Genomic DNA, 25,665 nt, shown 5'->3' with positions numbered 1-25,665 from the left:
AGTATTTCCCGTTAACCTTAATGCCTCTAGTTGAGGCGTCGGGGAATTTATACTTTGAAAGGAGTAGCCCGATCGGGTGAGCGCCGCGTCAGTTGGTTGCCAAAACCGATCGCCGGCTTTTCCAGCAGGTAGTAGCTGAGGCTTGCGACGAGGAGGGTGAGTGCGACCGCAAGTCCGCAAGACTGGAGCCAGCCGGTGATGACATTTTCCGAGGAGACGCCGAACGAGCCTGGGTCAAGTCTCTGGATCGATATCAGGATGATCTCCTGCCAGATATAGATCCCGAAGGAGATCTTTGCGATGTAGCGGACCGGAGGATTGTCCAGTAGCCGGCCCAGGTGCCTGGAATGGCTGAGCGAAACGAGCGCTGTTGCCACTGCCAGCGGAAAGGCTGGAAAGCCATAGGGGATATCGAGCCAGCCGAAAGCTTCGGGGGTGCCGCCGGGCGATATGACGAGGCGATAGGCGCCGGCGGCGAGGGCTAGAACTGCTGCGGCATCGAACCAGGCGGATCGCCTTGGGCGCAGCATGATCTCGATGCCGGCGGCAAGCGCGCCGATCGCGAAGACAGCGAAGAAGCCGACCGGATTGAATCGCGGCATCCATTCCTTTGCTCCGCCCTGCAGGCCGTATTCCCAGCCGCGCCCGATGTCGTCGAGCGCAAAGAAGGACACGATCAACACATGGGCGAAGAGTATGCTGCCGATGACACAAAGCCAGGCGAAGCGGGCAAGCAACGGATGCCGCCTGAGCGCCGGCAGACGAAACAGCAGAAGAAAGCAGACCGGCAGCAGCACATAGCAGGTGACTTCGAAAGGAATGGACCAGAGCGGCCCGCCGACTTCAACGGGAAAAAGCGTGCGCCAATGCCACTGGCTCATGAACAGCAGTCCGGAGAGGTAGCGGAGCATAAGCTCGGGCGTCAGCGGCAAGCCGAGCAGCGTCAGGCTGAGGATGAAGCCGACGGTGGCGGCGAACCAGAAACCCGGAGCGATGCGCGCCGCCCGGCGGATCGTATAATGCCGGAGGCTCGGCATCTCTTCGCCGCCGTCGAGCGCTCGCCAGAAGGGATGGGCGAGAAGGAAACCGCTCAACACGAAGAAGATGGCGACGCCGAAATTGCCGAAGCGGACAATGTGCGCGGTTGGCGCCAGCTCGTCCGGGATCCTGCGCATATCCAACCGGAGCACGAGATGGTGGGCAAGCACCAGAAGACAGGCGGTCGCGCGTAGGAAGTCCGCTCCGGCCAGTCTCTTGTCTTGTTGCATCTTGCCTCCCCTTGCCCGCGCGATTTTGCCGCGTAAAACCGCAGCGGGCAAGGCTAAAGCGCGTCACGATCTTTCAGATTCGCTTGCGCGCTTTCGGTCTTTGCATTCCGCATGCCGTGACCGCAAACTGCTGCACGGTCTTGAGTGACATGCGTCAGGGCGAACTCAGCCGAGGAGTTCGTTGGTGTAGTAGGTGGAAAAGTCCGGCTTCTCCTTGAGCGTGGCGCCATTGGCATCGGCCAGGATGCCGTTCTCGACCATGAAACTGCCGAGGGCGGCGGCCTTTGCCGGATCAAGCGTGCCGATCACACCGGTTTCCGATTTGAGATAGTGACCGTCGATCAGTGCTTTCTGCGAGGCCTTCACCAGTGCCGTGTTCATCAATGCGCCGTTGCTTCCTGATATCAGCAGGTCGCAGGCTTCCTCAGGGTGGTCTACGGAGTAGGCATAGCCCTGGCGCGTCGCCTGGATGAAGGCGCGGGCGTTCTCCCGATTTGCGGAGAGATAGGCGTCGCTGGAGACGATGACGGTCGTCTGCTCGTCGGGAACGCCGTAGTCGGCATAGTGGAAGCGGGCAATCTTTCGATTTTCCAGTTCGGCGGCGACGCCTTCCCAAGTATAGATCTCCAGCGTGAAATCGATCGAGCCATTGTCCAGCGCCTCGTAAGCGGAAGTGCCGAGCGTCACCGTCTTAAACTCGCCCTTGCCGCCGTCGTTGCGGATCATCGAGGAGATCAGTGCGCTTTCCCAGGTCCCGCCAAAGCCGCCATAGGTCTTGCCGTCGAGATCCTTAGCGCTCTTGATGTCATCGCGCCCGCCCTTAAAGATTAGCCGTGCGGTTTCGGTCTGGACGATACCGTAGACCATTTTCACGTCGCCGCCGGCGGCGCGCTGCATGAGAGCCTCAATTTCGCTGGAGATGCCGAAGTCGGCGACGCTGTTGGATACCAGCGTTCCGGCGCTGGTATCGGCAAAGGGCAGAATCTGGACATCAAGGCCGGCGGCGGCATAGAAGCCCTTCGCTTGGGCCACATAGATGCCGATGTGATTGGTGTTGGGTGTCCAGTCGAGCGCGATGCGAACCTTCGCGGGTGCCGATTGGGCGAAGGCGGGGCGGCCGGCAAGGCTTGCCGCGATGGCGGCGAAGATCGTCTGACGGCGGGTAAGAAGCAGCATGGTGACCTCCTCAGGTCTCGTGAGGGTGAAGCAGGGTTTGCAGGATTTCAGTCTCGATCGCCTGAGCCGCCGGCGAGCCGAGATCGGCAATGGTTCTCGGACGGGGCAGGGGAACGCGGAATTCGCGGATGATGCGCGCCGGACGGGCGGAGAGCACATAGATCCGGTCGGAAAGAAACACGGCCTCGCGCACATCGTGGGTGATCAGCAGCGCCGTCCAGCGGTGTTCGGTCCACATGCCCTGCAGCCACTCCTGGATCTGCGTCCGCGTCAGCGCATCGAGCGCGCCGAAAGGCTCGTCGAGCAGCAGCATGTCCTGGCTCTGAATGACGGTGCGCAGGAGTGCCGCGCGCTGGCGCATGCCGCCTGACAGTTCGGAAGGGTAGTGGCGTTCGAAGCCAGCAAGGCCGAAACGTTCGAACAGGGGCGCGACGGTGGCGCGGGCCACCCGCCGGCTTATGCCCTTTACCTCCAGGCCGAGCGCTGCATTGTCGATGATACGCCGCCAGGGCATCAGCGCATCGCGCTGCGGCATGAAGGCGAAGGAATGCGGCGTCTGTTCCAGTGGCGTACCGTTGAAAAGCATCGTGCCGGAATCGGGCCGAAGCGCCTGTGTCAGCAATCGCAGCACCGTCGATTTTCCCGAGCCGGACGGGCCGACGATCGAAACGAACTCGCCGCTTGTAACACCGAGCGAAATATCGCCGAGAACCTTCATGCCGTCGAAGGATTTCGAGATGTTGCGCAGTTCCACCATTCCGTCGGTCATCGGCGGCCCTCCTTGGATGACTGCCAAGGCATGACGAGGCGCTGGACGATGAGCGTCAAGCCGAAAAGGCAGAGTGTCAACAGGGCGCTGACGACGACGGCTGCGAGCACGAGATCGGGACGGAAATTGTTCTTCGCGTTGAGAATATAGATGCCGAGGCCGCTTGCCGCTCCGGCATATTCGGCAAAGATCGCGCCGACGACGGCATAGGTGATCGAAATCCTGAGGCCAGCAAAAAAATAGGGTAGCGAGGAGGGGAGCCGGGCCAGGCAGAAGATCCGCCAGCGGCTCGCCTTCATCGAATTCAGCAGTTCGGCAATGTCGCGGTCGGTTGATTCATAGCCCTGCAGAAGGGCGACGAGCAGCGGGAAGAAGGTGACGAGCGCCACGAGCAGGACCTTCGGCAACAGGCCGAAACCGAACCAGAGGACGACGAGCGGGGCGATCGCCACCAGCGGCAAGGTCTGGCTGGCGATGAAGATCGGCAGCAATGCCCGGCGCATGAAGGGCACGAAATCCATGAGGATCGACGAGACGAAAGCGAAGGCAAGCGACAGGGCGAAGCCGCCGAGCGTGGCGCCGAGCGTCGGCCAGGTGTTGGCGATCAGCGTGTCGCGATTGAGCCAACCCTGGAGAAGGATGCGGGAAGGTGCCGGCAGGATGGCAGGCTTGATGCCGGAAAGAGCGACATAAAGCTCCCATGCCGCCAGAAAGGCGCAACCGGCCAGCAATGCGGGCATTCCCCGGTGCAGGGCGTTGCCGAGAGCGGAAAGGCGCGAATCCGATGGGTGCGACGATCTCATCAGCGTTCGGTTTCAGGCTTTCGTCGGGCCGTTGGCGAAGACGGCGCCGGCGTCGCCACCCAGCGTGGTGCAGAAATTCCTGGAGCGGTCAGAGGTGCCGGTACGTATAGCGGCAAAGAAGGGATCGAGCGCCTTTACGGCATCGAGGACGAAGCCGACGAAATTGCCGGACATCGGATAGAGTGACACTTGTGCGCCTGAAAACATGTGGACCTCGCTCCGCTGGCATTACCCAGATCAGCTTTGAAGGGTCCGGAAGCTCGTGCCTCGCATCTCAGCCCCGGCGACACGGAGCTCCCCTGTTAATCGGCCCGGAAATTATCACCGGGGTTTTCGTCCTGCAACCGCAAAATTGCGGACATGTCCGCATGGTGGGATGTGCTGAGAGATGGGAAAACACCCGGGCGGACGGCCTGCCCGGGTGCTCCCAGGGTTCCGTACCTGCCGGGAACGGAACCGGAGCCTTCCGCCTCAGGCGGCCATCTCAGCATCGAGACGATTGACGCGAGCAATGACGAGCGCAGGCCGTCCGGCCTCGCCGTCATCCAGACGTGTTTTCATGCGTCGCTCCTTCGCGCGATTGGGCTTTACGACTGATGGAGCAAGGCTTATAAAACCTCAACTAATATTGAGGTCAAGGGGCAATGGATAGGATTCCGACAACCGCGCTTGGCAAGCTCCTGACGGTCGGCGAAGTGGCGGAGCGTAGCGGCCTTGCCGTTTCGGCGCTGCATTTTTACGAAACCAAGGGGCTGATCTCCAGCATTCGCAGCCGCGGCAACCAGCGTCGTTACGGGCGTGACGTGCTTCGCCGGCTTGGCATCATCAAGGTGGCGCAGCGGGTCGGCATTCCGCTTTCGGAGATCCAGGCGGCGTTCGAATCCCTGCCGCAGGGACGCACGCCGACGGCTATCGACTGGCAGATCCTGTCGGGCCTTTGGAAGGACGATCTCGATGAGCGAATCAGGCAGCTTAGCCTGTTGCGCGACCGCCTGACCGGCTGCATCGGCTGTGGCTGCCTGTCGGTCGAGAGCTGTCCGCTGCGCAATCCCGGCGACCGGCTCGGCAAGGAAGGGCCGGGGGCGCGGCTCCTCCAGGCCGAAAGCTAGTCCGCCCGGGACGCAACTTCTCTCCGGAAAGACCAAATCTCTCGGGAAAGATCGATGCGCGCCTTCCTTTCGGTGGGCGTGCTCATATGTTAGGGCACATGACGCAACCGGCGGCCTGGTCCGCGAGGAGGACGGCTTCGTGTTCCACCCCAGACTGTTTGAAAATCGCAATGTCGTCGTGACCGGCGCCGGCCGCGGCATCGGCCTCGAAGTGGCCCGGCAATTTCTGGACTGCGGCGCGAAGGTGATCGTTCATACTGGGCGGAAGCCCGGTCGCGACCTGCCGGATTTCCTGCTGACGGCGGAATCGGAAAGACGGGCACTGCTGCTGCATGCCGATTTTTCCGCTCCGGGCGGGGCGGCCGGATTTGCGGAGGATGCTCTGGCTTTCTTCGACGAGCTGCATGTGCTCGTCAACAATGCCGGCACCATGCTAGGCCGTTTTCCTGCCGACGTGCTGACCGATGCGGATTACGAGGCGGTCGTGCGGCTCAATCAGACGTCGGTGGTGGCGCTGACGCGGGCATTGCTGCCGGCATTGAAGGCGGCTCAAGGGGCTGCCATCGTCAATACGGTTTCGATTTCGGCGCTGACCGGCGGCAGCCCGGGTTCTTCGATCTATTCGGCCTCGAAAGCTTTCGTCGCGACCTATTCCAAGGCACTTGCCCGCGAGCTTGCGCCGGACGCGATCCGCGTCAACTGCGTTTCGCCGGGAACGATCGAGACCGACTTCCATGAGCGTTATTCTTCCCGTGAGAAGCTGGAGCAGACCAGAAAATCGATCCCGCTGCAGCGGCTCGGCACGGCGGAAGATTGTGCGCCGGCTTATCTGTTCCTGGCCGCTCCTTCGCTTTCGGGATACATCACTGGCCAGGTGATCGAGATCAATGGCGGTCAGCTTATCTGCTGATTTGTTTGGACTTTTTTTGGCATTTCATCACTTTTGGCCAATTCGCTTCTGCGAATATGCTACTGTGCTGATCTACCTCATCGCCTCCCTTCCGAGATTTCGTATGCCGTTGCCTAAACCGGAGCCGGGGATGACCGGCCAGGACTTGCATAAGCTCGCTGAAAAAGCCCACGAAGCGAGTCATCTTCTGAAAGCGCTGGCGCATCAGACCAGACTTCTGATCCTCTGCATCTTGGCGAGTGAGGAGCGGACGGTAAGCGAAATCGAGAATATTCTGGGCATACAGCAGGCGATGGTCTCGCAGCAGCTTGCGCGTCTCAGGCTGGAAGGGCTGGTCAATACGCGCCGCGACGGCAGGCTGATCTATTACAGCATCGGCAACGTCAGCGTCCTTGCTTTTCTCGAATCGCTGTTCGATCTTTTTCCGGCTGCGGAAAACAGTTAGCACCCGCCCTTGCGGAGCGCGGCCGCTATGTCGAAGATAAGCTCTGACGCGAAATGTCGCGGGAGCCCGAATGATCGACAAGCTGGAATTCTTTATCGCCCTTGCCAATGAAAAGCATTTCGGCCGCGCCGCGGAGGAGTGCGGGATCTCGCAGCCGACGCTTTCGGCCGCCATCCGGCAACTCGAAGATCAGCTGGGCGTCATGCTGGTGCAGCGTGGTTCGAGGTTCCAGGGGCTGACACCGGAGGGGCAGCGGGTGCTCGAATGGGCCCGGCGCATCGTCGGCGACGCCCGCACCATGCGCGAGGAGATGCGCGCGGCGCGCCGAGGCCTTTCCGGCCACATCCGCCTCGCCGCAATTCCAACGGCGCTCGCCATGCTGTCGCGCATCACCACGCCCTTCCAGGAACGCCATCCCGGTGTCACCTTCTCGATCGTGTCGCGAAATTCGCTGCAGGTGCTGAGCATGCTCGAGAATCTCGAAATCGATGCCGGCATCACCTATCTCGAAAACGAGCCGCTCGGCCGCGTCACGACCGTTCCCCTCTATGCGGAGCGCTACCATCTGATTACGGCCGCGGGCAGCCCGCTCTCCGATCGCGACAATGTGACCTGGAAGGAGGTTGGCGATCTTCGGCTTTGTCTATTGACGGCCGACATGCAGAATCGCCGCATCATCAACCGCCACCTGACGGAGGCCGGCGCCGCTGTGCATCCGACGCTGGAATCCAATTCGATGATCGTGCTGTTCTCGCATGTCAGGACGGGGCGCTGGGCGAGTATTATGCCGCGCAACGTCGCCAAGTCCTTTGGATTTCCGGTGGAAATCCGCATGATCCCGATCGTCGAACCGGAGGCGCATCATCTGGTTGGTCTTGTCGCCTCCTATCGCGAACCTTTCACGCCGCTTGTGTCGGCGCTGCTGCACGAAGCGAGGGTGCTCGTACAGGACGAGGAACTTTGATAGAAAAAAACTATCGACCAACAGAACAGCTTTATTGATCGTCAGCGGCTTCCTTGCCATGCTTCGCCGAGGAATGCACTCGGCTGGGGAGGTCCGCCATTCCGCAACGAGCAAGCCGTCGGGAGGGCTGCCTTATGACCATTCATATCGCCGAAGGCGATATTGCAACGCGCACTCGTGCCATCGTGGCCGATTTGCGCTACCTCGAAGGGCCGCTGCTTCCGATTCTGCACGGAGTTCAAGAAGAATTCGGCTATGTGCCGCAGGAAGCCTTGCCTGTGATTGCAGAGGAGCTGAACCTCTCTCGCGCCGAGGTCCATGGCGTGATGACCTTCTATCACGATTATCGCGATCATCCCGCCGGGCGGCATGTGCTGAAGCTCTGTCGCGCCGAAGCCTGTCAGTCGATGGGCGGTGATGCGGTTGCCGAGCGCGTCAAGACGCTGCTCGGTATCGATTTTCATCAGACGACGCTCGACGGCAGCGTCACGCTGGAACCGGTCTATTGTCTCGGGCTTTGCGCCTGCGCCCCGTCGGCGATGCTGGACGGCGAGGTTTACGGCCGGGTGGACGATCAGGTTGCGGCAGAACTCGTCGCGGAGGTTCGCCGATGACAATCAAGATTTATGTTCCGCGCGACGCCGCTGCGCTGGCGCTCGGAGCCGAAAAGGTGGCAAAGGCGATTGCCCAGGAGATCGCCGCCCGCGGCTTCGATGCCGAGATCGTGCGCAACGGCTCGCGCGGAATGTTCTGGCTGGAACCGCTTGTTGAAGTCGAGGTTGCCGGCAAGCGCATCGGCTACGGCCCGGTGAAGGCGAAAGACGTGCCCGCCTTGTTCGACGCCGGGATGATGAGCGGCGGCGGCCATTCACTCTGTCTCGGGGAGGTTGAAGACCTCCCGTTCCTGAAGGAACAGACCCGCCTGACCTTCGCCCGCTGCGGCATCACCGATCCGCTTTCGCTCGTGGACTATGAAGCGCATGGCGGCCTTGCCGGCCTTCGCCGCGCCGTTTCGATGACGCCAGCCGAAGTCGTCAAGGAAGTCACCGATTCGGGCCTTCGCGGACGCGGCGGCGCGGGCTTCCCGACGGGCATCAAGTGGAAAACCGTTCTCGATGCCGCCGGGGACCGCAAATATATCGTCTGCAATGCCGATGAGGGCGACAGCGGCACCTTTGCCGACAGAATGATCATGGAAGGCGATCCCTTCGTGCTGATCGAGGGCATGGCGATCGCCGGGCTCGCGACCGGAGCGACCAAGGGCTTCGTCTATACACGTTCGGAATATCCGCATGCGATCGCGGCGATGACGGCGGCCATCGGCATCGCCCGGCAGGCCGGTATTCTCGGCCTCTCGGTGCTCGGCTCGGGCCGCGCCTTCGATATGGAGGTCCGCACCGGCGCCGGCGCCTATGTCTGCGGCGAGGAAACTGCCCTGCTGAACAGTCTCGAAGGCAAGCGCGGCATCGTGCGCGCCAAGCCGCCCTTGCCGGCGCATAAGGGGCTGTTTGACTGTCCGACCGTCATCAATAACGTGATCTCGCTCGCCTCCGTGCCCGTCATCATGGAAAAGGGCGCCGCCTTCTACCGCGATTTCGGCATGGGCCGCTCGCGCGGCACGATCCCGCTGCAGATTGCCGGCAATGTCCGGTACGGCGGGCTTTACGAGACGGCATTCGGTCTTTCGCTCGGCGATATCGTCGATCGGATTGGCGGCGGCACCGCGACGGGCCGGCCGGTCAAGGCCGTGCAGGTCGGCGGGCCGCTCGGCGCCTATTTCCCGCGGGCGCTGTTCGACACGCCTTTCGATTACGAAGCTTTCGCCGCCAAAGACGGGCTCATCGGTCATGCCGGCCTCGTCGTTTTTGACGATACGGCCGACATGCTGAAGCAGGCGCGTTTCGCCATGGAATTCTGCGCCGTCGAAAGCTGCGGCAAGTGCACGCCCTGCCGTATCGGATCGACGCGCGGGGTGGAGACGGTGGACAAGATTGCTCAAGGCATCGAGCCGGAGAAGAACCGGGTGCTGCTTGCCGATCTCTGCAACACGATGAAGTTCGGCTCGCTCTGCGCGCTGGGCGGTTTCACGCCCTATCCCGTCGTAAGCGCCATGACGCATTTTCCGGAGGATTTTTCTCCGGCGCCGATCGTGGAGGCCGCCGAATGACATCGTTCTGGCGTGACTTGCTCAATTCCATTTCCATACAGGAGGCCGACCATGTCTCTCATCCATGAAATCGACTACGGCACTCCCGCTTCGAAATCCGAGACCATGGTGACGCTCACCATCGACGGACAGCAGATCAGCGTGCCTGAGGGAACCTCCGTCATGCGCGCCTCGATGGAGGCGGGCATTGAGGTGCCGAAGCTCTGCGCCACCGATATGGTCGATGCCTTCGGTTCCTGCCGGCTTTGTCTCGTCGAGATCGAGGGCCGTGCCGGCACGCCTGCCTCCTGCACGACGCCAGTGGCGGCAAACATGGTGGTACACACGCAGACGGGGCGGCTCAAGGATATCCGCCGCGGCGTGATGGAGCTCTATATCTCCGACCATCCGCTCGACTGTCTTACCTGCGCTGCCAACGGCGATTGCCAATTGCAGGACATGGCGGGCGCCGTCGGCCTTCGCGACGTGCGCTACGGCTATGAGGGCGACAATCACGTCAAGGCCCGCAACAACGGCGACATCAATCTGAAATGGCTGCCGAAGGACGAGTCCAATCCCTATTTCACCTATGATCCTTCCAAGTGCATCGTCTGTTCGCTCTGCGTGCGCGCCTGCGAGGAAGTGCAGGGCACCTTCGCGCTGACGATCGAGGGGCGTGGTTTCGGCTCGCGCGTTTCATCGGGCATGCACGAGCAGTTCATCGATTCCGAATGCGTTTCCTGCGGCGCCTGCGTTCAGGCCTGTCCGACGGCGACACTGACGGAAAAGTCGGTCATCCAGATCGGCCAGCCGGAGCATTCGGCCGTCACCACCTGCGCCTATTGCGGCGTTGGCTGCTCCTTCAAGGCGGAAATGCGCGGCGAAGAACTGGTGCGCATGGTGCCGTGGAAGGACGGCCAGGCCAATCGCGGGCATTCCTGCGTCAAAGGCCGTTTCGCCTACGGTTATTCCACCCATAAGGACCGCATCCTCAATCCGATGATCCGCGAAAAGGTCAGCGATCCCTGGCGGGAGGTAAGCTGGGACGAAGCTTTCGCGCATGTGGCGTCGGAATTCCGCCGCATCCAGTATCAACACGGCCGCGAGGCGATCGGCGGCATCACCTCCTCACGCTGCACCAATGAAGAAACCTATCTGGTGCAGAAGCTGGTCCGTGCCGGTTTCGGCAACAACAACGTCGATACCTGCGCCCGGGTCTGCCATTCGCCGACCGGCTATGGCCTCGGCCAGGCGTTCGGCACGTCGGCGGGCACGCAGGATTTCGACAGCGTCGAACAGTCCGATGTCGTCGTCATCATCGGCGCCAATCCGACGGACGGACATCCGGTGTTCGGCTCGCGGCTGAAGAAGCGGCTGCGCCAGGGCGCCAAGCTCATCGTCATCGATCCGCGCCGCACCGACATCGTCCGCTCGCCGCATGTTGAGGCCTCCTACCACCTGCCTCTGAAGCCGGGGACCAATGTCGCCGTCATGACGGCGCTGGCACATGTGATCGTCACCGAAGGGCTTTACGACGAGAGGTTCATTCGCGAGCGCTGCGACTGGTCGGAGTTTGAAGACTGGGCGGCCTTCGTCGCTGAGCCGCAGCACAGCCCCGAGCAGACCGAGATGTTCACCGGCGTGCCGGCGGCGGATCTGCGCGGCGCGGCGAGGCTCTACGCCAAGGGTGGTAACGGCGCGATCTATTACGGCCTCGGGGTCACCGAACATAGCCAGGGCTCGACCACCGTCATGGCGATCGCCAACCTCGCGATGGCGACCGGCAATATCGGCCGCCCGGGTGTGGGCGTGAACCCGCTGCGTGGCCAGAACAACGTGCAGGGCTCCTGCGACATGGGCTCCTTCCCGCACGAGCTGCCGGGCTACCGGCACATTTCCGACGATGCGACGCGCGATATCTTCGAAAAGCTCTGGGGCGTGAAGCTCAACAACGAGCCGGGCCTGCGCATACCGAACATGCTGGATGCGGCGGTCGACGGCTCGTTCAAAGGCCTCTATATCCAGGGCGAGGATATTCTCCAGTCCGACCCCGATACCAAGCATGTCGCAGCCGGTCTTGCCGCCATGGAATGCGTCGTCGTGCAGGACCTCTTCCTGAACGAGACCGCCAATTACGCCCATGTCTTCCTGCCCGGCTCGACCTTCCTCGAGAAGGACGGCACCTTCACCAATGCGGAGCGGCGCATCAACCGCGTGCGCAAGGTGATGTCGCCGCGCAACGGCTATGGCGACTGGGAGGTGACGCAAAAGCTCGCCCAGGCGATGGGGCTCGACTGGAATTATGCGCATCCCTCCGAGATCATGGACGAGATTGCCGCGACGACGCCGAGTTTCGCGCTTGTTTCCTACGACTATCTCGAAAAAATGGGGTCGGTGCAGTGGCCCTGTAACGAAAAGAACCCGCTCGGCTCGCCGATCATGCATGTGAACGGCTTCGTGCGCGGGAAGGGCAAGTTCATCCGCACGGAATATGTGGCGACCGACGAGCGCACCGGCCCGCGCTTCCCGCTGCTGCTCACCACCGGGCGCATCCTCAGTCACTACAATGTCGGCGCGCAGACGCGACGGACCGAGAATGTCGCCTGGCATGCGGAAGACCGGCTGGAAATTCACGCGCATGATGCCGAGCAGCGCGGCATTCGAGACGGCGACTGGGTGAAGCTCGTCAGCCGCTCCGGCGACACCACGCTTCGGGCTCTGATTACCGATCGCGTTGCGCCCGGTGTCGTCTACACGACCTTCCATCATCCCGGCACGCAGGCGAACGTGATCACCACCGACTACTCCGACTGGGCGACGAATTGCCCTGAGTATAAAGTGACGGCGGTGCAAGTCTCGCCCTCCAACGGGCCGAGCGACTGGCAGCGCGAATATGACGAGCAGGCGCGGCAATCGCGTCGCATCGCCGGCAAGCTGGAAGCGGCGGAGTGACGATGCTGGGGCGGTCTGGCAGGGGAGAGCATGCATCATGACCTTCACGATCACCGCCCGTGCTGCCGAAACCGCCCGCCGCAATGGCATTGTGCAGGCCGGTTCGCGCATCGTGCCCGAGGAAGTGCCAATCGCCTTTTCCTATGGCGGCAGTACGCATGCGGTGATGATGGCAACGCCTGATGATCTCGAGGATTTTGCCGTCGGGTTTAGTCTGACCGAAGGCATCATCACCGAGCGGGCGGAGGTTTCGGGTGTCGAGATTGTCGAGGGCGAGCAGGGCATCGACGTGCAGGTGAGCCTTGCCGACGACGTCGCCGACAGGCTGCGGGCACGCCGCCGCAGCATGGCCGGGCCAGTCGGCTGCGGGCTCTGCGGCATCGAATCGATCGAGCAGGCGGTGCGGCTGGTGCCCGACGTCTCGGCATCTCTGTTGGCGCTATCGCATGCGGAAATCGTGCGCGCCGTTGCGCTTCTCAACGAAGCACAGCCGTTGCATCGGGAGACACGAGCGGTGCACGGCGCCGGTTTCTATCGACCCGACAAGGGACTGACTGCGGTGCGCGAAGATGTCGGCCGGCACAATGCGCTGGACAAGCTTTGCGGCGCGGTCATCCGCGCCGATGAAAGAGGCGCGGAAGGCGCCGTCGTCGTCACCAGCCGGCTCTCCGTCGAAATGGTGCAGAAGGCGGCGATCCTCGGCAGCCCGGTGCTCATTGCCATTTCAGCGCCGACAGCGCTTGCCATCCGTACGGCCGAAGAGGCCGGCATGACCCTCGTCGCGCTGGTGCGCGGCGAGGACTTCGAGATTTTTACTCACCCCCACCGCATCTCGCCCGGAAGTATCGCCGATGTCGCATGATACCAAGACCAAGCTCGTCTATATGGCGAACCAGATCGCCACCTTCTTCAAAAGCCAGCCGGCCAGCGAGGCTGTGGAGGGTGTTGCCACCCATATCAACAAATTCTGGGAGCCGCGCATGCGGCGGCAATTGTTCGAAATTCTGGAAAAGGACGAAAACGGCCTGGATGCGCTGGTGCTTCAGGCCGCGCCCCTGATCCGCAAACCGGAGGCTGAAGCAAGCCAGGTCCGGTAATCAACCACAAAAGCGCGCCGCTGGTTTTCCGCGGCGCGCTTCATACCGTGCGAATAGACGGGCAGAGTTTAAATCAGAATTCTTCCCAGCTCCCATTGACCGCGGCAGCGCCGCGCATGCCTGTGACACGCGGAACGATATGCAGCGCCGGTGAACTTGACTGCTGCCTCACGGCGGCGACCGCGCCCGGCAGGCGGAATCTCGCCAGCAGGACACGCAGCGTTTCGGCTTCCCTCGCAAGGCTGTGGCTGGCGGCGGTGCTCTCTTCGACCATCGCGGCATTCTGCTGGGTTGCCTGATCAAGCGTGTTGACCGCCTGATTGATTTCCTTGAGCCCGGTTGCCTGTTCTTTCGATGCCTCGACGATCGCCTCGACATTGACGTTGATATCGCCGACCTGCGTGACGATCTCCTCGAGCGCCCTACCGGTCTCGCCGACGAGGCTGACGCCGTTCTTGACGAGGTCGCTCGAGGTGTTGATGAGCGCCTTGATCTCCTTGGCGGCCTTGGCGGAGCGCTGGGCGAGTTCACGGACCTCTTGGGCGACGACTGCAAAGCCCTTGCCGGCCTCACCGGCACGGGCCGCTTCGACGCCGGCGTTCAGCGCCAGGAGATTGGTCTGGAAGGCGATGTCGTCGATGACGCCGATGATGTTGTTGATTTCACGCGAGGACTGCTCGATCTGGTCCATGGCGGCGACCGCATTGCGGACCACGGTGCCGGAATGCTCGGCGCCCTGCTTTGTCTTGGCCACGAGGCGACCGGCTTCGCCGGCCCGGCGGCTGGAATCGTTGACCGTCGTGGTGATCTCTTCCAGCGCGGCCGCCGTCTCTTCGATCGATGCGGCCTGCTGTTCCGTCCGTTTGGAGAAGGAATCAGCCGATGCGCCGATCTCACTCGAGCCTGTGGCGATCGCACTGGCATTCTCGCCAATCGTTCTCATCGTCTCGGCAAGGTCGCCGATGGCGGTGTTGAAATCGTGGCGCAGCTGTTCCATCGACGGGACGAAAGGCGTATCCACCGTCCTTGTCAGATCGCCTTCGGAGAGAAGGCGGAGCGCCGTGCCGAGCATGGAAATGGCGCTCATGCGCTCCGTGACGTCGGTGGCAAATTTCACGACCTTGTAAACCTTGCCGTCGGCATCAAGGATCGGGTTATAGGCAGCCTGGATCCAGATCTGTCGGCCGCCCTTGCCGAAGCGGACAAATTCGTTGGCGATGAATTCGCCCTGCGCCAGCCGCTTCCAGAAGTTGGCGTAGTCCTCCGTCTTGGCATAGGCAGGATCGCAGAACATGCTGTGGTGCCTGCCGGTCACCTCGGCAAGCGAATATCCCATGGCGCTGCAGAAATTGGTGTTTGCGGTCAGGATCTCGCCTGTCGGGGTAAACTCGATGACCGCCTGCGACCGCGAGATCGCTTCCAGCTTGCCGGAATCCTCCACCGCCTTCTTTTTCGCCGCGGTGATGTCAGCCGCAAACTTGACGACCTTGAACGGCTTTCCGCCCTTGAATACAGGATTATAGGACGCCTGGATCCAGATTTCCCTGCTGCCCTTGGCAAAACGCTTGTAGGAACCGGCGTCATATTCGCCGCGTCCGAGGCGGGCCCAGAATTCACGATACTCCTGCGTTGCCGTATAGGCCGGTTCGCAGAACATGCTGTGATGCTTGCCGATGATCTCGCTCAGGTTGTAACCGAGCACTTTGCAGAAATTCTCGTTCGCCGTCAGGATGTTTCCCTTGAGATCGAATTCGATGATTGCCTGCGATCTGGAGATGGCGTCAAGAATATATTTCGAATCGGAAGATAGACTAAACATTTCCTGTCCCTCTGAAATGTTGAGCTTTCGCTGCTTCGGTCTTGCCTCGAGGCAATTCGGGCGAGGAACGTCGGCGCTCGGATACAAACCGTTAATCGTTTGTCGTATCCTGCCTACCAGAAGGCGTATCACCCTCATGCTTCGCAATCATGTTGATAGGCTGGTGGTTAATTTTTGATATAAAAGACATCGCTTATATTCGCGATTGTTGAAAAAAGTGAAGGTTGGCAAGTAAGAGGCGTGTAATGCACAATAAAAAACCGCCCGAAGGCGGCTTTTCGAAATTCAAACCAGCATCGAATCACGCTGCCAATTCATCCGTCTCGTTTTCCTTGAACATCTTGGCGAGGTTCAGGAAGCAGATCATACCATTTTCCGAAGCGATAATGCCTTCGCAATAAGCGCGGTCGAAGGAAGCGGTTACTTCGGGCACCGGCTGGACCTGGCTGGAGGAGATGGTGAGAATATCAGAGACGCGGTCCACGAGCATGCCGATGACCATGCTGTGGACTTCGGCGACGACGATGGCACTGCGCTCGTTGGCAACAGTGCTCTTCATCCCGAGTTTGTAGGCGAGATCGATGATCGGGATGACCGAGCCGCGCAGGTTCATGACGCCGATCACATCGGCCGGCGCATGGGGGATCGGCGTCGAAGGCGCCCAGCCACGGATTTCGCGGATGGTCGTGGTCTTGACGCAGAATTCCTGATCATGCAGGCGGAAGGCAATGATCTCGAGCGTATCGCCGCTGAAGCTAGTGGAATTGATCGTGGCCATAAAATTCTTCCCAACTGTCGTAAGCCAGGGCAGAAGCGGATGCGCCACCATTGGCGCGGACGAGCTTTGCCTTCACACCACGCGATGGCTTTGCGCTCGGCGAAGCATCGTTACGGTTATCGACGACATTAGCGGAAGAGTGTTGCCCAAATCTAAATCGGGAACCGGATTGCGAAGGTTTTCGATCTCGATTTACTTCAGCTGATCGTCTTTTCGATCTGCGAGACGGCCCAATCGACCTGCTCCCTCGTTATGACCAATGGCGGAGCGAGGCGAATCGTGTTGTCATGGGTATCCTTGGCGAGAAGGCCGCGCTCTTTCAACGCATGGCAATATTGCCGCGCGCCGCCGGCCTCGGGCTCCAGTTCGATCGCCATCATCAGGCCGCGGCCGCGCACGTCGCGGACGATGTTCGAGCGGATCGACCTCAGGCCTTCGAGGAAATAGTCGCCCATAACGGCGGCGTTCTCGATCATGCCTTCTTCCACGAGTACCTTGAGGGCGGTGCGCGCCACCGCGCAGGCGAGCGGATTGCCGCCGAAGGTCGAGCCGTGCTGGCCTGGTTTCAGCACGCCCAGCACTTCGGAATTCGAAAGCACGGCCGATACGGGATAGAAGCCGCCTGATAGTGCCTTGCCGATCAGCGTCACGTCGGCCTCGATGCCTTCATGCTCCTCGGCCAGCAGCTTGCCGGTGCGGCCGAGGCCGGTCTGGATTTCGTCGAGGATGAGCGTGACGTTGTTATCGGTGCAGAGTTGACGGATGCGGGTGAAATAACCGGCCGGCGGAATGATGACGCCGGCTTCGCCCTGGATCGGTTCGATCAGGGCAGCCACGGTATTGCCGTTGATCGCGGCCTCGAATGCCTCGGCATCGCCGAAGGGGACGGTGCGGAAGCCCGGCGTATAGGGGCCGAAGCCGGTGCGGGCATCGGGATCGGTGGAGAAACTGACGATGCTCAGCGTCCGGCCGTGGAAATTGTCGGCGCAGACGATGATTTCCGCCTTGCCTTCCGGCACGCCTTTGACCTCGTATCCCCATTTGCGCACCGCCTTGATGGCGGTTTCCACCGCTTCGGCGCCTGAGTTCATCGGCAGGATCTTGTGAGAGCCGGTCAGCGCCGCCAGCTCTTCATAGAGATAGGCGAGTTGGTCGTTGCGGAAGGCGCGGGAGGTGAGCGTCAATCTCCCCGCCTGCTCGACCATGGCGGCGAGGATCTTCGGGTGGCAATGGCCCTGGTTGACGGCCGAATAGGCCGAAAGGCAATCGAGATAGCGATTGCCGTCGGTATCCCAGACATGAACGCCTTCGCCGCGCGTCAGCACCACGTCGAGCGGCTTGTAATTGTGGGCACCGAGCCGCTGTTCCGTGGCGATCAGTTTTTCCGAAGTGTTCATGACCTTCTCCTCCTCAGGCCGGTCGGCCTCAAATCGAATGTTCTAGGCTGCGCGTGTCGGACGATCGAAGATGCGGCGGCCGAAGAGGCTTGCCGTCAGTTCCACCAGAATGCGGGCGCTCTTGCCGCGATCGTCGAGAAACGGATTGAGTTCGACGAGATCGAGCGACGAGACGAGGCCGCTGTCGGAAAGCATTTCCATGACGAGATGCGCCTCGCGGAAGGTCGCGCCGCCGGGCACCGTCGTGCCGACGCCGGGGGCGATATCGGGATCGAGGAAATCGAGGTCAAGGCTGACATGCAGCAGGCCGTTCGTCTTGGCGACGACATCGAGAATATGGCGCATGATCGCGCCGATACCCTGCTCGTCGATCGCGCGCATGTCGAAGACGTTGACGCCGTGTTCGTGGATTTCCTCGCGCTCGCGCGCATCGACCGAACGGATGCCGACTTGAAAGACATTCTTCGGGTCGACGAACGGACGGTCCTTCGGGAGAATCTCCGCGAACTCCGCCTCGCCGCAGAAGAAGGCGACGGGCATGCCGTGAATATTGCCCGAGGGCGACGTGGCGGGAGAGTTAAAATCGGCATGGGCATCGAGCCAAAGCACGAAGAGCGGGCGGCCCTTGCTGGCGGCATAGCGGGCCATGCCGGAGACGCTACCCATGGAAAGGCTATGGTCGCCGCCGAGAATTAGCGGGAAACGACCGGAAGCGGCAACATCGTAGACACTGCTTTCGAGCGCGCGCGTGAAGGCACCGACGATCCTCAGATTATGAGCTTTCGGATGAACCGGCAGGTCCATCGCCGGCACGATGTTGAGATCGCCATTATCGGCAACGTCATGGCCGAGTTCGATCAGTGTCTGGTCGATGCCGGCAATGCGTAGCGCAGCAGGGCCCATGGCCGCACCTCTGCGGCCGGAGCCTTCTTCCAAGGGTGCACCGATGAGGGTGACGGATCGCGATTGAGCGTTCATTCGAGGGCTCCTGTTGAGGCCTGTTTCGGCCGATAGTGTGATAAAGGGCTGGCAGCAAAAAGATGGAAAAATGCCAGAAATGGAATATGATTGCGCAGATTGATAAAGCTATTTTGACAAAGTGATCAGCGTGGACGATCTCGACATCGAACTTTTGAGCGCGCTTCGCCACAATGCCCGGATTTCCGTCTCCTCGCTGGCCGCGATGACTGGCGCATCGCGGGCGACGGTTGCCGCCCGAATCGACCGGCTTGTCGCCAGCGGCACCATCGTCGGTTTTACCGTTCGCACCAGTCATGAGACGCGCTCCGCCGGCGTGCGCGCGATCGTCATGATCGAGGTGCTCGGCAAGCTCGCAGACAGAGTGGCCGATCAGCTCAGGGGCTTGCCGCAGGTGCGTGCGCTCCACAGCACCAACGGCAAATGGGATTTCGTCGCCGAACTCGAGGATCGCGATCTTGCCTCTTTCGACGAGACGCTGCGCCGTATCCGGCTGATCAATGGCATCAATTCGACCGAGACGAATATCCTTCTCAAGACGAGCAAGACAGGTTTCTAAGCCGCCTTAATATTCCCGTTCGTAGACGATGCCCGCTTCACCCTCGCCGTTGCCGCCGGCTCCGCCGCGCAGTTTGACGCCGCGGCCGACATCGAGGTTGATGATGGCCTTGGCGCCTGCCGATCCGCCCTGCTGGAGTTCGAAATAGGTGCGGTCGTTGAGATAGCGGCCGACACTGACGCTCGTCTGGCCCTTGGAATCGGTGCTGACATCGAAATCGTCGACGCCGAGCTGGTTGCGCAGGCCTTCGAACAACGAGGTGGAGCGGTTGCCGGCCAGTTGGCTGACGGCGTCGGCGAGCTGGGCGATCTGTACCGGCGAGAGCTTCGACATCGACTGGCCAAAGATCAGCTGTGCCAGCACCTCGTCCTGCGGCAGTTCGGGCGAGGAGGAGAAGGTGATCGACGGATCGGTAGCGAGGCCCGCAACATCGACGGTCAGCGTCGTCGTGCCGGAGGCCGAGGTCGCTTCCATGTCGAGTGCCGGCGTCAGGTCGCCGGCAAAGGTGATCCTGCTCTTGTCGGAGAAATCCAGACGGCGGTTGAGAATGGTCAGCCGGCCGCGACGCATGGTGAAGCCGCCGGTCACGACAGGGACTGCCGCCGTTCCACGGATCGTCACGCGGCCGCCGAGTTCGGCATCGATGCCGCGGCCGCGCACGAAGATGTGCGAGGGTGCATCGATCTCGAGATCGAGGGTCATCACCGAGGATTTCTCGCCCGGCTTCCGCTCGCCCTCATCGCGCAACTGCGCAAGCACCGCCCGCGGCGCATTCTTATGTTTGATGTCGAGTTCCCGTAGCGAGGTCGGCAATTTTTCCGGAACGGTGATCGAGGTCTTTTCCAGCTGAAGCTTGCCGTTCAGCGTGGCACTCATGATCGGCCCGCGCAGGCCGAGCGTGCCGCTGACTGTGGAGACGACGAGGGTTCCATCGACATAAACCGCCTTGTCGAGCTTGATCGAAATATCGGCGGGAAAGCCGCCGGCCGGCTGAATGCCGATCGTGCCGCTTGCCGAGATCGTACCGCCGCCGCCGAGGTTGCCGCTGAGGCGCGAGATCACCGCCTGGCTGCCGTTGAAGGTCACCGTCGCCGCCAGATTGTTGACCGCAAGATTGCGCCGGACATCGACGAGTTTGGCGCCATTGGTGGCGACCGTGCCATTGATGACGGGCGCGGCGGCCGTTCCACCGATCCTCAGATCGACGGTTGCGACACCATCGGCGACGAAGCCCTGTTCAGCCAGTGGCGCGCCGAGCACGGCGAAGGGAAGATTGCCGTTGAAGTGCATGTCGATGGCGCGATTGCCTGAAATCACGATGCTGCCGCCGCCTTTCAACGACATGCCGGCGTCCCCGGCGAGGCTGGTGTCGACCGTCAGCCTGTTTTCGGCAAGCTTGCCTGAAGCGTCGATGCTAAACGGCGACAGTCCCGCGCCTTTCGTCTGGCTGGTCGCCGCGTTCTTCCAGTCGACCTTGAAGTCGACGGAGGGCGCCGATAACGCGCCGGTGGCCTTCGCGGTCGCCGAGACGGCGCCTTCGGCTGCAAGACCGGGAACGAAGCCGTTGGCGATGGCGGCCGGAACATTGGTGGCGTTCGCCGTAACATCGACCGAGCGGATCGAGGTGCCTGCGATGGCGAGATTGCCGGCGGCTTTCAGGGCAATGCCGCCGCTGCCGCTCAGATCGGCATCGAAATCGAGTCTGTCGCCGGCATATTTTCCCGTCGCCGCCAGCGCGAGGCGGGGGATGCCGGCGGCCTTGGTATGGCTGGTCGCGGCGTCCTTCCAGTCGAACTTGAAATCGACGATCGGATTGGTTGGTGTGCCGGAGGTGACGGCGCTTGCCGAAAGCGTGCCTTCGGCGCCGAGACCGGGGACGAAGGCATTTGCTATATTTGCCGGCAGGGCAGGGATATTTGCATCGACCGAAAGATCGCGGATCGCCGTTCCGGCAATCGTCACGCCGCCCGTCGCCTTGGCCAGCACGCCGTCCTTACCGGCAAGGTTGGCATCGAAATCGACCCTGTCATTGGCGAATTTGCCGGATGCCGCAGCGCTGAGGCCAGAGAGGCCGCTGCTTCTGGTCTGCGCGGTTGCGGCATTCTTCCAGTCAAGCTTGAAATCGACGGCGGGTTTCGGAAGCGCGCCGGAGGCGGATGCCGTTCCCGACACTGTGCCTTCCGCCGCAAGGCCCGGCACGAAACCATTGGCGAGTGCTGCGGGCAGATTGGCGAGATCGGCCTTGACGTCGAGGTTGCGCACCGACGTGCCTTCTATCGCGACATCGCCCACGGCCTTGAGGGAGAGACCGGCTTCGCCGCCGAGATTGGCATCGAAATCGAGACGGTTGCCGGCGAAACGCCCCGATGCAGCAAGAGCGAGGCCCGAGAGATGAGCGCTTCTGGTGTGGCTGGTTGCGGCATCCTTCCAGTCGAGCTTGAAGTCGGCTGTCGGTGCGGCGGGTTTTCCAGCCGCCGATAAGGTGCCCGATATCGTACCGCCGGCGGCAAGATCCAGAACAAAGGCGTTTGCGAGACTGGCCGGAAGATTGGCGATTTCGGCATCGACCTTCATGTTGTCGATCGCCGTGCCGGCAAGAGCGACATTGCCCGTGGTCTTTAGGGAGAGCCCCTTGTCGCCGCCGACCGCCACGTTGAAATCCAGCTTGTTGTCGGCGAATTTTCCTGACGCGTTCACGCCGAGGCCGGCGATGCCTGCGCGTCTCGTGTGGCCTACCGCGGCGTTTTTCCAATCAAGTTCGAAATTGGCAGCGGGCGCGGAAAGGGAGCCCATGGCCGAGAGCTTGCCTGAGACCACGCCTTCGGCGGCGAGATCGGGAACGAAACTGTTTGCGATGCTTGCCGGAACATTGGCCAGCGCCGCGTCGACCTTGACGTTATCGATCGTCGTGCCTGTCACGGCGAGATTGCCGGTTGCTTTCAGCGAAAGGTCGCGTGCGCCTGATACAGCCGCGTCGAAATCGAGCTTGTTGTCAGCGAACTTTCCCGAGGCCTTCACTGCGATATCCGCGAGCCCGGCGCGCTTGGTATGGCTTGTTGCGGCATTCTTCCAATCGATATCGAAATCAGCGGTCGGAGCGGAAAGAGAGCCGCTGGCCGAGAGCTTTCCCGAGATCATGCCTTCGGCGGCGAGATCGGGAACGAAGCTGTTTGCGATGCTTGCCGGGACGTTTGCCAGTGCTGCATCGACCTTGACGTTGCCGATCGTCGTACCGGTCACCGCGACATTGCCGTTTGCCTTCAATGAGAAATTATCGGCGCCGGCGATTCCCGCGTCGAAATTAAGCTTGCTGTCGGCGAACCTTCCCGAGGCCTTTACGGCGAGATCGGCAAGACCGGCGCGCCGGGTGTGGCTTGTCGCAGCGCCCTTCCAATCGAGATCAAAAACGGCGGTTGGCGCACCAAGGGAGCCGGAGGCGGCCACTCTTCCCGTTATCGCACCTTCGGCGGCGAGGTCAGGAACGAAGCCATTGGCGATACGGGCGGGCAGGTTAAGGATCTCGGCCCTGACATCAACCATTGGCGCCTTCGGATCGGCGAGCCCGACATTGCCGGCTGCCTTGAGCGAGAGGCCATCACCGCTGTTGACCGTCGTGTCGAAATCGAGCCTCTTGTCGGCGAATTTGCCGCCGGCGGTGATACCGAGCGGCGCGAGGCCTGCTCCTTTGGTCTGCCCCGTCGTCGCATCCTTCCAGTCGAGCTTGAAGTCGGCGATGGGCGCGGCCGGCGTTCCCGTTACGGCAATCTTTCCGGAAATCGTGCCGCCTGCCGAAAGGTTCGGTACGAAGCCGTTCGCGAGGGCCGCAGGCAGCTCGTGGATATCGGCATCGAGCTTTAATGTCTCACCAGCAGAGCCGGTGACGGAGACCGAACCGGTGCCGGTCTTCAGCGTCAGTCCGTTCAGGTTGGCGACACCGCCGGTGACCGTGACCCGCGTCGGTGCTGCGAGCTCGATAGGAATGTTGCGGGGGCTAGCCGAGAGCCGATCGAGGTTCAGGTCGACCTCACCGTCAGCCGTCTCGATGCTGCCGTTCGCCAGCACGGGATTGCCGTCATAGGCGGCATAGAAATCGAAGTGGGTATTGTTGTGCTGCTTGGCGAAGCCGAGCGAAAGGCCGCCAAGCTTGTTCGTTCCGGCATTCAGCTCGTCAGCCTTGATCGTGCCGTTTGCCGCGAGCGCGCCGAGATCGCTGATAGTAACATCGATAACCGGCTTGACGATCGCAATCGTGTCGCGGCGGATCGCGCCACCTGATGCCAGCAGCTTCAACGCGATTTTGCCGCCGTCGCCGCTGATGCCGAGCGATCCCTTCAGATCACCTTCGGCTTTCTGCCCGCCGAGGGCGGCGAGCAGGCCGATATTGGGGAAATCGAAGGTCAGCGCGCCTGTCGGCTCCAGGGACGGCGACAATTCGAGATTGCCGGTCAGCCGGTTGCCGCCGATATCGGCGGTCAGCGCCGGAATGCTCGTTTTGCCGTCCAGTGAAAGGATATCGCCATTGATGCCGATCGGCTGGCCGTCGATGGTCCCGGTGGCGGCGACCTTGCCCTGCGGTGCCTTGGGATCGGCGATGCCGGACAGGTCGATATTCACATTGGCGAGCGCGCGATCGGCCACCTCAAGGCTGGCAGCCTTGAGATTGGCCGTCACGGAGATTGCCGGCAGTTCGCCCCCGACCCTCACTGCATAACCGGCCCCGCCGCTGGCGCCCGCTATGAGCTTGCCGACATCGGGAAGCCGGCCGGAGAGATCGGCGTTCAACATCGAGCCGTCGAGCGCCACATTACCGGCGGCTTCGAGCGTGCCCGATGTCAGGACGATATTGCTGAATGCGAATTTCGACGGGATGGTCCCGGCCACCTGGCTTTCGAGGGAGATCGGCCCGTCGAACTTGCCTGTCACAGCAACCGGCAGGGCAGCCGGCTCAACGGTGAGCTTGACGTTGCCAGTCAGCGCCTGGTCCGCCATCCGATAGGAGCCGTTGAGGCTGCCGTTGATATTGGCGCTTTCGACGGTGGTGCCGTTGAAGCCGATTCCGGCGGGCGAAATCTGCAGCGGCGAGGCGATCGTCACCGGACCTTTGACGGCGCGATTGAGGTTCGGTTCGGTAAAGGTCACTTCGCCCGCAACGAGGCGCAGCTGGACGTTGCCGGAACGGCCGGCGAGATTGAAGGCGTCGCTCTTTGCCGTCAGCTTGGCGTTGCCGATATCGGCTTGGGGCAGGGTCGCGGAATCGAGCGAACCGCTGACATTCAGCCGGGCAGCCTGCGCATCGCCTGTCAGAGCAAGGTTGAGGCCCGATATCAGGAAGCGCGCTTCGCCGTCGGCAAGCGGCCAGCGGAAATCGACCGGACCGGATGTGCCGAGCAGATTGGCGTTCAGGCTGTTGTTGCCGGCTGGATCGAGCGTGCCCGACGCGGCGATCACGACGCTGCCGGTGGCGAGATTGCCGGTCTGGATGTCGATCTTGCCGCGATTGTCGAAGGTCGCGGCAAGGTCGATATTGGTCTGGCCGGCAAAAAGCGGCCGGAATGCCGATGGGAGAAGCGAGCTCAGGTCGCCGCCGCCTTTGAGGTCGAGATGGTGCACCCCATCCGCGGTGATCGCATGCCGGCCTTCGATCGCGGCGCGCTGCTGTCCGTCGAGGGCGGCCTGCAACTTGCCTTTCCAGTCGGAGATCGGCCCTTCTCCATCGAGATCGATATTGACGGCGGGACTGTCGGGCAGGCCGAGAAGGCCGGCGAGCAGCCCGCCTTTCGGCTCGGAAAGCTCAGCTTTCAGCCGCAGTCGGTTTTCGGCCGGCCTATAGGCGATGTCGGCGGTGAGCCGGGCATCGGGAACCTCGTGACGGCTGACATTGACGACGGCTTCGCCGCCGTTGCTGTTTGCCGACAGATTTCCTTGGGCGGCCAGTGTAAAAGCGCGCCCGGCAAAGGGTGCGGCAAGTTCAATGTCGGGCAGCTCGATGCGGTCTACATCGACCTTGATCGGAAGGCTGAAACCGCCGGAATTTTCGGCTCCGGGCCGCGACGGCAGAGTGCGCACCGGCTTGCGCAGCACGTCTATCGCAGCGATCTCGAAGCGTTTGGCGTGGAAGGTCCCCGTCAGCAGCGCAAGCGGGTTCCAGTCGATCGCAATGCCGTGAATTTCGGCGAAGATGCCTCTGGTATCGGAAAGCGATATTTCGGCGGCGCGAAGCCCGCCGGTCAGCAGGCCTTCCGGTTCGCGCACCGTGATCGTCATGTCCCGGTTGGAAAGGGTGGAAGCGATCCTTTCCGTGACGATGCGGGCGCCGAAAGTCGTGAAGCCGAAGATCGCAAGTGCAATGACGGCGAGAATCAAAATGGCGCCCAGGGCATAGCCGGTGAGCCGTATGATCCAGTTGACGATTTTTGCCAGCATTTGCATCGGCGCGGACACTACCCCGTTTTTATGACGGCTTACAGATCGGACAATATGGCGGTATCGACGACT

Annotated in this window: 20 protein-coding genes and 1 riboswitch; of the genes, 10 read left to right on the top strand and 10 right to left on the bottom strand. The window is 61.8% G+C overall.

Features of this window, described 5'->3' with window-relative positions:
* Positions 1-47: 47 nt before the first annotated feature.
* The 5 genes from NE852_RS20375 to NE852_RS32770 form a co-directional block, all read right to left on the bottom strand.
* Positions 48-1,268, bottom strand: a complete 1,221-nt coding sequence (locus NE852_RS20375) for an acyltransferase (RefSeq protein ID WP_008527964.1) — start codon at positions 1,266-1,268, stop codon at positions 48-50.
* Between the two features lie 165 nt (positions 1,269-1,433).
* A complete protein-coding gene (locus tag NE852_RS20370) occupies positions 1,434-2,444 on the bottom strand; it encodes an ABC transporter substrate-binding protein (RefSeq protein ID WP_008527962.1) in 1,011 nt (336 codons plus the stop codon).
* Between the two features lie 10 nt (positions 2,445-2,454).
* Entirely contained in the window at positions 2,455-3,213 is a 759-nt protein-coding gene (locus NE852_RS20365; RefSeq protein ID WP_008527961.1) for an ABC transporter ATP-binding protein, read from the bottom strand.
* On the bottom strand, positions 3,210-4,016 hold the full coding sequence (locus NE852_RS20360; RefSeq protein WP_008527957.1) for an ABC transporter permease: 807 nt from the start codon (positions 4,014-4,016) through the stop codon (positions 3,210-3,212). Before NE852_RS20360 ends, NE852_RS20365 begins: the two co-directional genes overlap by 4 nt.
* A 12-nt stretch (positions 4,017-4,028) precedes the next feature.
* A complete protein-coding gene (locus NE852_RS32770; protein WP_008527954.1) occupies positions 4,029-4,223 on the bottom strand; it encodes a YkoF family thiamine/hydroxymethylpyrimidine-binding protein in 195 nt (64 codons plus the stop codon).
* Positions 4,214-4,327: riboswitch (TPP riboswitch) on the bottom strand. It overlaps the preceding gene by 10 nt.
* A 333-nt stretch (positions 4,328-4,660) precedes the next feature.
* Here NE852_RS32770 and soxR point away from each other — a divergent pair.
* The 9 genes from soxR (at position 4,661) to NE852_RS20310 (ending at position 13,639) form a co-directional block, all read left to right on the top strand.
* On the top strand, positions 4,661-5,125 hold the full coding sequence (gene soxR / locus NE852_RS20350) for a redox-sensitive transcriptional activator SoxR (RefSeq protein WP_258156009.1): 465 nt from the start codon (positions 4,661-4,663) through the stop codon (positions 5,123-5,125).
* Positions 5,126-5,264: 139 nt separating this feature from the next.
* Entirely contained in the window at positions 5,265-6,035 is a 771-nt protein-coding gene (locus NE852_RS20345; RefSeq protein ID WP_258156008.1) for an SDR family NAD(P)-dependent oxidoreductase, read from the top strand.
* 103 nt (positions 6,036-6,138) lie between these two features.
* Entirely contained in the window at positions 6,139-6,480 is a 342-nt protein-coding gene (locus NE852_RS20340; RefSeq protein ID WP_008527944.1) for a helix-turn-helix transcriptional regulator, read from the top strand.
* Between the two features lie 70 nt (positions 6,481-6,550).
* Positions 6,551-7,444: a LysR family transcriptional regulator gene (locus NE852_RS20335; protein ID WP_008527943.1), complete on the top strand. Its 894-nt coding sequence runs from the start codon at positions 6,551-6,553 to the stop codon at positions 7,442-7,444.
* 134 nt (positions 7,445-7,578) lie between these two features.
* On the top strand, positions 7,579-8,058 hold the full coding sequence (locus tag NE852_RS20330; protein ID WP_008527941.1) for a formate dehydrogenase subunit gamma: 480 nt from the start codon (positions 7,579-7,581) through the stop codon (positions 8,056-8,058).
* Positions 8,055-9,611, top strand: coding sequence for an NADH-quinone oxidoreductase subunit NuoF (locus NE852_RS20325; protein ID WP_258156007.1), 1,557 nt, complete (start codon positions 8,055-8,057; stop codon positions 9,609-9,611). Before NE852_RS20330 ends, NE852_RS20325 begins: the two co-directional genes overlap by 4 nt.
* A gap of 51 nt (positions 9,612-9,662) precedes the next feature.
* Entirely contained in the window at positions 9,663-12,542 is a 2,880-nt protein-coding gene (gene fdhF / locus NE852_RS20320; protein WP_258156006.1) for a formate dehydrogenase subunit alpha, read from the top strand.
* Positions 12,543-12,579: 37 nt separating this feature from the next.
* Positions 12,580-13,404, top strand: coding sequence for a formate dehydrogenase accessory sulfurtransferase FdhD (gene fdhD / locus NE852_RS20315; RefSeq protein ID WP_008527929.1), 825 nt, complete (start codon positions 12,580-12,582; stop codon positions 13,402-13,404).
* A complete protein-coding gene (locus NE852_RS20310; protein WP_008527927.1) occupies positions 13,394-13,639 on the top strand; it encodes a formate dehydrogenase subunit delta in 246 nt (81 codons plus the stop codon). Before fdhD ends, NE852_RS20310 begins: the two co-directional genes overlap by 11 nt.
* Before the next feature lie 73 nt (positions 13,640-13,712).
* Here NE852_RS20310 and NE852_RS20305 read toward each other — a convergent pair whose 3' ends face one another.
* The 4 genes from NE852_RS20305 to rocF all read right to left on the bottom strand — a co-directional run bounded on the left by NE852_RS20305 (position 13,713) and on the right by rocF (position 18,611).
* On the bottom strand, positions 13,713-15,458 hold the full coding sequence (locus NE852_RS20305) for a PAS domain-containing methyl-accepting chemotaxis protein (RefSeq protein WP_008527925.1): 1,746 nt from the start codon (positions 15,456-15,458) through the stop codon (positions 13,713-13,715).
* A gap of 301 nt (positions 15,459-15,759) precedes the next feature.
* Positions 15,760-16,236 carry a chemotaxis protein CheW gene (locus tag NE852_RS20300; protein WP_007632607.1) on the bottom strand — a complete coding sequence of 159 codons (477 nt, stop codon included), beginning with the start codon at positions 16,234-16,236 and terminating at the stop codon, positions 15,760-15,762.
* 197 nt (positions 16,237-16,433) lie between these two features.
* Positions 16,434-17,633 (bottom strand): ornithine--oxo-acid transaminase, encoded by a 1,200-nt coding sequence (rocD, locus tag NE852_RS20295; RefSeq protein ID WP_008527919.1) that lies wholly within the window; start codon positions 17,631-17,633, stop codon positions 16,434-16,436.
* 42 nt (positions 17,634-17,675) lie between these two features.
* Positions 17,676-18,611 carry an arginase gene (gene rocF, locus NE852_RS20290; RefSeq protein WP_258156005.1) on the bottom strand — a complete coding sequence of 312 codons (936 nt, stop codon included), beginning with the start codon at positions 18,609-18,611 and terminating at the stop codon, positions 17,676-17,678.
* 121 nt (positions 18,612-18,732) lie between these two features.
* On the opposite strand from rocF, the gene NE852_RS20285 reads away from it, so the two are divergent.
* Complete coding sequence (locus NE852_RS20285) at positions 18,733-19,170, top strand: Lrp/AsnC family transcriptional regulator (RefSeq protein ID WP_008527906.1); 438 nt, start codon at positions 18,733-18,735, stop codon at positions 19,168-19,170.
* A gap of 6 nt (positions 19,171-19,176) precedes the next feature.
* Here NE852_RS20285 and NE852_RS20280 read toward each other — a convergent pair whose 3' ends face one another.
* Positions 19,177-25,599 carry a translocation/assembly module TamB domain-containing protein gene (locus NE852_RS20280; RefSeq protein WP_258156716.1) on the bottom strand — a complete coding sequence of 2,141 codons (6,423 nt, stop codon included), beginning with the start codon at positions 25,597-25,599 and terminating at the stop codon, positions 19,177-19,179.
* Between the last annotated feature and the right edge of the window lie 66 nt (positions 25,600-25,665).

The organism is Rhizobium sp. Pop5, from assembly GCF_024721175.1.
Taxonomy (GTDB): Bacteria; Pseudomonadota; Alphaproteobacteria; order Rhizobiales; family Rhizobiaceae; genus Rhizobium.
This window is presented reverse-complemented; position numbering and strand designations above follow the sequence as displayed.